6 protein-coding genes are annotated in these 8,860 nt (G+C 45.2%); 2 read left to right on the top strand and 4 right to left on the bottom strand.

Annotation, left to right across the window (positions count from 1 at the left end):
- The 4 genes from JFN88_RS12020 to JFN88_RS12005 all read right to left on the bottom strand — a co-directional run.
- Nucleotides 1-604 (bottom strand): hypothetical protein (locus JFN88_RS12020; RefSeq protein ID WP_199019541.1); only part of this gene is annotated, 604 nt, incomplete at its 3' end.
- Nucleotides 605-680: 76 nt separating this feature from the next.
- On the bottom strand, nt 681-2,762 hold the full coding sequence (locus JFN88_RS24985) for a fibronectin type III domain-containing protein (protein WP_199019540.1): 2,082 nt from the start codon (nt 2,760-2,762) through the stop codon (nt 681-683).
- A gap of 660 nt (nt 2,763-3,422) precedes the next feature.
- On the bottom strand, nt 3,423-3,776 hold the full coding sequence (locus JFN88_RS12010) for a LapA family protein (protein WP_199019539.1): 354 nt from the start codon (nt 3,774-3,776) through the stop codon (nt 3,423-3,425).
- Between the two features lie 163 nt (nt 3,777-3,939).
- Nucleotides 3,940-4,626: a hypothetical protein gene (locus tag JFN88_RS12005; RefSeq protein WP_199019538.1), complete on the bottom strand. Its 687-nt coding sequence runs from the start codon at nt 4,624-4,626 to the stop codon at nt 3,940-3,942.
- Nucleotides 4,627-5,348: 722 nt separating this feature from the next.
- Between JFN88_RS12005 and JFN88_RS12000 the strand changes: the two genes are divergently transcribed.
- Together JFN88_RS12000 and JFN88_RS11995 are read left to right on the top strand one after the other, a co-directional pair.
- Nucleotides 5,349-7,028: a glutamine--tRNA ligase/YqeY domain fusion protein gene (locus JFN88_RS12000; protein WP_199019537.1), complete on the top strand. Its 1,680-nt coding sequence runs from the start codon at nt 5,349-5,351 to the stop codon at nt 7,026-7,028.
- A gap of 297 nt (nt 7,029-7,325) precedes the next feature.
- A complete protein-coding gene (locus tag JFN88_RS11995; protein WP_199019536.1) occupies nt 7,326-8,837 on the top strand; it encodes a diguanylate cyclase domain-containing protein in 1,512 nt (503 codons plus the stop codon).
- Nucleotides 8,838-8,860: the final 23 nt, after the last annotated feature.

Genomic DNA, 8,860 nt, shown 5'->3' with positions numbered 1-8,860 from the left:
AAAACGGGGCGCTATCCCTTTGAATATTTAACCGTTTCACCGCAAACTCGTCATAGCTGGTTGGATAGGAAGTGGAAGAGGAAGAGGACATTGCCATCATTCGTCCCTGTTCGGTATCTGGTGTAACGGCAGGGTGCAGGAGACTTTCATCCGGGATCGTTAATTCACCTGTCGTTTTTACAACATTTTCGTCCGTCTCGGAAATATCGCTCTGATCCACGTCTCCGGGGATCGCTTCCCGATTTTCGAACCGGGCCGCTGAATAATCCCATTCCGCCCATTTAACCTCGGGATTGATTTGCTGCAGCGAGTCAGCCAAAGACTGATCCGGCGCTATCCGGGCCTGGAGGGCAGCATACAGGTCTTCCAGTGTGTAGCCTTTATTTAATTGCTCGACCAAATCAAGCTCCGGAACTTGGAAGCTGTGGCTAAGCCACTCCAATGTCAAGGTTTCTTTATCTCCCGCCTCTTCCACAAGGGGGAACGGCCACTCTCCAACCGATGCGATTTGAATATTTGATTTCCCTTTCGCTACTGCGGACGTGGCGGGGGCAAGCTGCACAACGAAAGCGATAAGTAGTAAATAGACGATGATTTTTCTCATAGAAACAGCTCCTATTTGAGGCGTATAGTTATATATTTTTGATATAAACAGCTATCATATGTTATTAGAAAAATAGTTACAAGGTAGTTTTAACGGTACGAATAAGGTTCCCATTTATATCGTATTCATAGTCTAATTTGATTTTGCCACTAAGGATTATATAGTCTATCCGTCCTGCTGAATCGTAGATGTACTCTACGTTCCAGTTCGTCCTTATATTGTTGATATAGCTCCAGTCTCCTGCTCCTGATTCATTGTAGGCTCTTATTGCAAGGCTCCAGGGTTTAGAAGGTAGTAAATTGGTGCTAAATTCAACCGGAGTTGTGACTGCTAAGACTCCTGTATCAAATTCTGTCGTTGCCCAATTATCAGTTGATCCTTTGATTTCATATGCAGTTAATTTTTTTCCAGTGGGATCGAAGTAAGACCAGTTAATTAAAATTGGGTTTGAGTAAATCCCATTTTCCGATAGATTAAGAAAATTAGCGATAGGTTTATGAGTCCCGGTTGTGATTGTCACGGAATTTGATTCAGAAGACAAATTATTACTTGAATCCATTGCACGGATTGAAAATGTATATTTTGTATTCTCATTTAATCCTGAAACTGTGTATGAGTTTGTGTAATACGTTGTAATAACAGAACCATTTCTAATTATTTGGTAATACACTGTTTTAGAGTTATCAACAGAAGCCCCCCATGATAGAGAGACGGAATTACTTGTTAAAGCCGTTACTTTCAAATTACTTGGTTGTGTTGGGGGCGCCAAATCTTTATACACTAAATTTAACTTGGGGCTAGAAAATTCAAGAAAATATTCTGTATTAGGAAGAGAAGAAGGGATACTCAGATCAGTGCCAACTAAGGCAAGAGACATGGATGAGCTACCTTTATTTAAATAATAATTTAGGATATCCGATACATCGAACTGAACAGATCGAGAGGGACCAGAGTTAAACAAGGTGACGTCCATTACACTGGATATGTCTTCTGACTCATATAATCTCGGTCCTGGCCAGTTTGCACCGTGCCAATTTGTTGGGAATTCTCCAGCGAGTGCATAAGGCTTAACTGTAATGGTTGGCCCTAGGCTCCCCTGAAAAGATGTGCTTAGTGATTGACTTAAAGTAAGTGTTGCGTCTGTATAGACCGCATCCGGGATATTAGGGATATAAAATTTGATAAAGCTCCGAAAGGTGTTGCCGTGTATACGATTGGTACCTAGCAGATGTTTATAAGCGATTTGAAGATTTGGAGTGCAGCCGTAGGTAGCATAATATTGATTAACACAACCGATACTGCTTAGGTTAGGGGAAACTATTGGGTCAATGACAACGGGATATGCTAATCCTTCTTCGTTCCACGCATAATCAATATATTTTTTAGACCCATCCGTCCGTTCAGTCATCTCGACGCTTCTAGTAACTCCATATGCATCCTTAAGCCAAGGCGGATGGATATATAACTTATTGCTTGACAAATTGCCCGTAACTTCAAAACTAAATGATTTAGGAGAGTTCTTATTTTTTAAAATAATATTTTCTTTAATTCCATCATTAAGAATTTGTAATTCAACATCCGTATGAGGCCAAACATTTTGATATCTAATTTTGCTCTTATAAGTGGAATCTATTTCCCCAATCGAATTTTCGGAAGCTCCAAGGGGTATAAAAGATAATTTCTCCCCATTACTTTGGATACTGTAGCCTTTCACTATCTGCTTGGGAATTTCACTATAAAAGGGGACTTGAAAGGAGGTGAAAGAGCTGTTTTTTTTATTCAATTTCATAAACTGATTTTTATTTATTATAGCTGCAGCATCCTTGGAAATAGAAATTTGAGAATCGGGCATATTCGATTCATCTACCAAATTGGTATTAATGTCTTGGTATCTTCCACTTTCATCTTTATAGTGAATAATTGATTCGTGAACCTCGAGTTTGTAGCTACCATCAGTCAGCAAGTATTTTTTATAATTTGGTCCGCGTTCTTCCATGACTTCTTTCAAAATTTCGGGCTGATCATGTTTTTTTTCTCTTGAAATTAAATTTACAGAATTGACGTTTTCTAAATCATTTGATCTAGCACCCATTACAGACGACATTACAGCAGTAACAATTGTGCATAATAAAATCAATAATGAAAATTTCCGAACCACACATTATCATCCTTTTCTCAAATTTATAAATCAAACTCTTTATAAGATAATGCATCTTTATAGTTGATAGAATGCCAATTTTTATGTTTTTTAGTTGTAATATTACTTTGTTTCTTGTTTTATCCGACTGGTATAGTCGCTATGTCATCGAATAAGTTCAAGTCCGTCACTCGGTCATATATATGGGAGATTGTGCTTATGGGATAGGTATGCAAGTTTAATCAAGTAGCTATTCCTGTAGAATTAATTTGAGGTTTGAATAAAAAGGACTTAGAGGAAACAAAATTGGGAAATGATGAACGTTTCCGATAGACGCTCAGAAGTATATCAGTCTTTAGCAGGGAGTAAAGGAGTTTAAACGAGAGAGTATAGTAGCAACACCCATTAGGTATTGTGTTGAGTCCGCCAGACGCTACTCGTTCACGCTGGCGGAGTATTAGGGGAGTAATTTTCCGCAGAAACTGTTCATCAAAGCACTGACTGTCACAAAAAGGAGTCAAGCGCTTCTTTGGCGCAGTATGAACATGTCCATCAAAATAAGCTCCGGTGGAGGGGAACATCAGCCCGGGCAAAGAGGGCACGCTAATCGTCTTGCTATTTGTTGAAAATCAAAGAGTAAGTGCGTAAATGGACAACACATATTTTACATAAAAGCTTAATTTATTTGCGCTCGGTCTCCCGACTGCTCAAGCCCAGCTCGGTCTCCATCTGATATTCCGCTTCCACATGGACGTCATGGGTTCCGGATACCTTCTCTGCTGTATCGGCATGATGGCTTGCCAATTGTTTTTCCAGGCTGCGGATACGACGTTGCAGCTTGAACTGACGAATGACCGCAAAGAAGAACACAGTCAGTCCGCCAAGCAGCGTTGAGAACAGAATAACAAGAATGAGCGGCGTATCGGTCTGGACGAAGCCAAAGTTGACCTGCACCTTGTCCACATTAATTACAGCGAAAATTGCGGTAATCAAAGCAAAGAGCAGAGCGGAAATGACCATCCATTGTGTTTTCATCCTATTCCCTCATTTCCTCCGATAGTGAGGCATGGCTTTCAAATCCTGCCAGACTGGCTCATTCCATTATACCCTAAAATGTCCTTTGACGGATGCATCTGATTCACGCCTCACTCCGCTTCCATATATAGCGCCAGGTTAGCATACAGATATATTCCTTCGATTACCCTTCCTTTTTCAGCAGCTCCATCATCACGACTACTTTTACCGCTTCGAATTCATCGGCTGTCAGCCTTGCCATGACGGTATCTTTAATATGCTCTTTCTTCTTTTCTGTAAGGCCGCCTTTGGCCGAATTGGCCAGATCGGTCAGCTCTTTCATAGTAAACTTGCTGAGCAACAGCTTGAGCGCTTCCTCTTTGTTTCTCACAATGAGCTTGCTGCCCTTTTTGTCGTCAACGGCAGGCTTGTTGGCGGGCTTGTCACTGCCTGTTTGATCTTCTGCCTGGTTCGTTCCCTGGTTACCCGAAGATGCTCCATCATTCGGCTTGGGGGAACCGAGCTTGGCGATATATTCCTTGCCGAGCTCGTCAGCATGCTCTGTCAGCAGTTGCCGAACAGAGGGGTCCTGCTTCATCCGCTGGAATTCCTCGGCATTCACCAACTGGTTGGACAACTGCTGAATCATTTTGTCCGAGGCGTAGCTCATGCTGTAATTGTAGCCGTTCCAGCCGATTACGCCGATAATTATTAGAATGGTTGTCCATTTGAATAGCAAAAATCCTCCGCGCGCGATTCGTTTTCGTTCTCCATCGCCGAAGCGGACCCACCGTGTTCCGTCCTTGCTGATGTACCATTTGATGCCAATCAACCCAAGCGGCGTGCGTACTTTTTTGATTTTCTTATCCATGGATGCACCTGACCTTGCTCTTAAATTAGGCGCCCAATCAACGGAAAAAGAGAGCGACGTTCAGCGGCTCTATCGTTGCTAGTCTTGTTGGCAGGGGCCTTTGTTCATGCTCTTTTCAACAAACATTCAACTCTATACTAATTATCGAAATTCCGGTACGAATTTATTAGAAATATAAAAATTTATAAGTTTTTCGGCTCAAAACCAAAATTAGTGGTTAGCCTCTAGGTAGAGGGGACACTGCGTGGCAGAGGATTCTTCCGATCGCTATTAAAGCCCGATTCCTTGATTTCATAGAGGTTAGCAGGAGGAATCGGGCTTTAAAAGGCGACCACTATCGTTTCTCCAGAATTCCTCTGCCACTTCGCTGCTCTCTGAGGAAACGGCGTATTGCTCATGAAAGCTTGTACGAGTGCAGGCTACTGCAGTAGCCAAGCGACAGGAAATGAGGGCTCGTTAGTTAAAACCGGCGCTATGGTTAAGGATGATTCGTTCTTTAAAATTATAACGCAGCCAGCATGCTCTAACATCAATCGCAAGCACTCATTATTTAAGACCCGAAAGACCCAGGCATTCAAGTGCTTAACATACTATCGGCTCTGTATATGCAAACGAAAAAATAGGCTGATTTGTTGCATAAACGTATGGCGCAGCCTTATATTTCCCTGCAAAATTGTGTATGATAAAGAGATATAGGAATTATATTTTGGGCAACAAAAGCTATGCAGGAAAGGTTGATTGCAGTGGAGAACAAGACATCATCCTCAAATTTTATTAAAAGCATTGTCAGCGACGATCTGAAAAGCGGCAAGGTAAACGAGGTAATTACCCGGTTTCCGCCTGAGCCTAACGGTTATCTTCATATTGGACACGCCAAGTCCATCTGTCTAAATTTCGAGTTGGCAGATGAGTTTGGCGGCAAGACGAATTTGCGTTTTGACGATACGAATCCTCTGAAAGAGGACACCGAATACGTAGATTCGATCCAGAAGGATGTACAGTGGCTCGGATTTGAATGGGACGATTTGCGCTTTGCTTCGGACTACTTCGGGGAAATGTACGACCGGGCAAGAAAGCTGATTGAGAAGGGACTCGCGTATGTCTGCGATCTGAACGCCGAGCAAATTCGCGAGACGAGAGGCACGTTGACCCAGCCGGGGACCGCAAGCCCGTACCGCGACCGCAGCGTGGAGGAAAATCTCGATCTGTTCAGCCGCATGCGCAGCGGCGAGTTCAAGGATGGGGAAAAGGTGCTGCGCGCCAAGATCGATATGGCTTCACCGAATATCAATTTGCGCGATCCGGTGCTGTACCGGATTTCCCATGCGCATCATCACCGTACCGGCGACGCCTGGTGCATTTATCCGATGTATGATTTCGCTCATCCGCTGGGTGACGCGATTGAAGGCATTTCGCATTCGATCTGTACGCTCGAGTTCGAGGACCACCGTCCGTTGTACGACTGGGTAATTGAAGAGGCGGAAATGTCCGCGACGCCAAAGCAGTACGAGTTTGCCCGGTTGAATGTAACCAACACCGTCATGAGCAAACGCAAGCTCAAGCAGCTTGTGGACGAGAACGTAGTGGACGGCTGGGACGATCCGCGGATGCCGACAATTTCGGGTCTGCGCCGCAAAGGCTATACAGCGAAAGCACTGCGTAGTTTTTGCCGCGAGATTGGCGTTTCGCGAGCAAGCAGCATCGTTGATGAGCGGATGCTGGAGCATTTTATCCGTGAGGATTTGAAGCTGAAAGCAAACCGTACAATGGCCGTACTGCGGCCGCTGAAAGTGGTCATCACGAACTATCCGGAAGGCGAGGTTGAGTGGCTGGAAGCGGAAAACAATTCCGAGAATGAGGAGTTGGGCAGCCGCAAAATTCCGTTTTCCCGTGAAATCTATATTGAACAGGACGATTTCATGGAGAACCCGCCAAGCAAGTATTTTCGCTTGTTCCCCGGCAATGAAGTGCGTCTCAAGCATGCGTACTTTATCGTCTGCCAGGAGGTCATCAAAGATGACCAGGGCAATGTTATCGAACTGCGCTGCACGTATGATCCCAAGACCAAGAGCGGAAGCGGCTTTACAGAGCGCAAGGTGAAGGGCACCATTCACTGGGTTGAGGCTTCTCAGGCGCAGGCTGTCGAGTTTCGTCTGTATGAGCCGCTCATCACAGATGAAGCGGAAGAAGAGGGCAAGCCGTTCCTGGAGTGCATCAATCCGAACTCGCTTGAGGTGTTGAGCGGCTTTGTAGAACCGAATATGGCAGGGGCAAAAGGCAATGAGAAATTCCAGTTTTTCCGTCACGGCTACTTTAATGTGGACCCGCACTTGGAGGCGGAAGGCCATCTGGTCTTCAACCGCATTGTGTCGCTGAAAAGCTCCTTTAATCCGAAAGCTTGACCTAAAAGCTCCAAACTATACAATATAAGTTCAACTTATATACCTGCATCTGATGAATATAGAGTCCATGTCGGCAACGTCGGCTATGGGCTCTTTTTATTGGCTATAGTTCCGGCAGGGACGGCCAAGCCGTTCACGATTGAAGCAGCCGCTTGCGAATGAAAACAGTTGTTTTGACAAGGGCTTTCACGATTCTGCCTAGTTACAGAAAGACGCAAATCGATTACACTATAACTAGAACCTTTGTATGATCCGACAGAGCTGTTAGACCTAATTTGTACCTGAAAAGAGGGAAAGGTGTTGCGCATCTCTGAAGCTGTTGGTTTTATGCTAGCCTACATAGTACCGATTTGTTTTTTTATACATATTGGCCTTAAAGTGCTGCTTCGCAATCCGAAGAAGACCGAGCATCTGCTGGCCAGCCTGATTAGCACCTGTTATTTGCTTCTGTTTGTAGAGGAAGCTCTGAGATTTTTAGTTCCTATTGAATATAGCGGGGTACTGAGCATTATTTGGTTCGGGAGTGTCGGGCTTGCATTGCCGAGCTTGGGATTTCATTTTTTTTCCAAGTTTGTGGGTATGGGAAAATGGATGTCCAAACCGCTGTACCCTTATCTTTTTTATACGCCTTTTTTGCTGTTCCCTGTCATAATTCTGAATTACCGGGACCTGGCTGCTTCCCAGCAATTCGTTCAGAGCGGAATATGGAAATGGCCTCTGTACAATACCAACTATTATTGGACGTTCTCGCTCAGCATATTGGTTAGTATGGCATATGTGGTTCTTTTGATCAAAAAGCGCCCCGTTTCCATTTCGAAGGAGCAGCGCGGTATTATCAATCTGTTGATTACGGGCATTCTGCTGGTCATTGCCTGGCATGTCGTGTTCGGGTTTATCTCGTATGAAGGGGTTCTGCCTCCTTACCCCTTTATCTACGGCGGCATTATCTGGTGCTCTACGGTATGGCTGGCAATGAAAAAGTATGATTTTCTCGACTTTAATCATAAGCGGTATGAGAAGCTGTTCAATCTGAACCCGTCTCCGATTCTCCTTGTAAAGCAGTCCGGCAGAGTCAGGGAGGCCAATCCGGCAGCTCGGCAACTGTTCCATGAGGTTCATCTGGCGCGGGCCGGGCTTAACGATCTTGGGGGAGAAGAGCTGCACGGACGCATTCAGGGCAAACAGGAGATCCGGTCGATGGAAACGGCCCTGTACAACGGAAATGCCCGTATCGATGTTCTGGTCGATGGCGATTATGTTTCCTTGAGCAGTGAACCTCATGTCATGCTCATTATTCGGGATATTACGCTGCAAAAGGCGCACCAGGAGCAAATTGCCTTTCTCGCTTATCATGATCCGCTGACCCAGCTTCCGAACCGCAGACTGTTCTATGAGCGTCTGGACAGAGCAACCGGCAAGGCGTCGCAGCGTAATCAACTGCTTGCGGTGATTGTGGTGAATCTGGAGCAATTCAAGGAACTGAATGACCGTTATGGCTATGAGGCGGGGGACGAAGCGCTCAAGCATATGGCCGTCATGATTACGGAGGCTGTAGGCTCTATGGGCATGGCTGCGCGGCTCAGCGGCGGCAAGTTCGCCATCATGATTGAGCCGATGCCGTCTGTCGCTTACGTGGAGGAGACGATGCGGCATTTGTACAGCTGCTTTGCCAATCAGGCGTCCTTTTATTACGGTGAGGAATCCGTGCAGGTTGAGCTTAGTATGGGGGTCAGCTACTATCCCTCGGACGGGGTGGACGGAAGCGCGCTGATCATGAAGGCGGACAAGGTATTGCAGCGTATCGGCTAAAGCCGAGCCAACAGGCGAAGGAG

The organism is Paenibacillus roseus, assembly GCF_016424485.1.
Lineage (GTDB): Bacteria > Bacillota > Bacilli > Paenibacillales > Paenibacillaceae > Paenibacillus_D > Paenibacillus_D roseus.
Note: the sequence above shows the minus strand (reverse complement) of the source record. Positions and strands in the feature narration are given on the sequence as shown.

Bases quoted from the DNA above. Each gene is read 5' to 3' on its own strand.
- JFN88_RS12010 (WP_199019539.1), bottom strand. From the start codon at position 3,776: ATGAAAACACAATGGATGGTCATTTCCGCTCTGCTCTTTGCTTTGATT.
- JFN88_RS12005 (WP_199019538.1), bottom strand. From the start codon at position 4,626: ATGGATAAGAAAATCAAAAAAGTACGCACGCCGCTTGGGTTGATTGGC.
- JFN88_RS12000 (WP_199019537.1), top strand. From the start codon at position 5,349: ATGCAGGAAAGGTTGATTGCAGTGGAGAACAAGACATCATCCTCAAAT.